The organism is Mesorhizobium sp. P5_C1, assembly GCF_054049815.1.
Map to the genome: position 1 here is coordinate 1 of NZ_JBFULQ010001333.1, position 634 is coordinate 634.

Annotated in this window: 1 protein-coding gene; it reads right to left on the reverse strand. The window is 68.7% G+C overall.

Going from position 1 to position 634, the window contains the following annotated elements; translation table 11 throughout:
- The coding region (locus ACXJ7R_RS35670; RefSeq protein WP_457155879.1) for a DUF5801 repeats-in-toxin domain-containing protein at positions 1-634 on the reverse strand (634 nt) is incomplete at both ends.

Sequence of the window (634 nt, forward strand, 5' to 3'; positions counted from 1 at the left end):
GGACCACCGCACGCTGCTGGTCGAGCGTCACATTGCCCGACGCATCGGTGCTGACCGTGAACACGATCACGCCGCCGACGCCCGCACGGCCGACCACCTGSCCAGCCTCGAGGCTCAGCACCACCGCCTGGCCGCTCGCCGTGTCGACCAGCCCCGTCGCGCCGGCATTGAAGCCCAGCGCATAGGTGGTCGTGCCGGCGCCATCGGCGCCATAACTCGAGGTGAAGGCGCTGGCGAAGCTCGCCGTCGCATTCGTCGTCAGATCCGTCTCGTCCACCGTCAGCGATGCACTGGCGCCCGGCGCCGAGATCGACGGGCCGTCATCCAGGAAGGTCAGGTTGCTGCCAATGTTCAGCGTCGCCGACTGATGATCGCCATCCTTGTCGGTGATCGTCGCCGTCAGCGTCACCAGATTGTCGGCGTTCAGGCTGACCGGCTCGTTCGGGTCCGTCGTCGGATGGACCACCGCACGCTGCTGGTCGAGCGTCACATTGCCCGACGCATCGGTGCTGACCGTGAACACGATCACGCCGCCGACGCCCGCACGGCCGACCACCTGCCCAGCCTCGAGGCTCAGCACCACCGCCTGGCCGCTCGCCGTGTCGACCAGCCCCGTCGCGCCGGCATTGAAGCC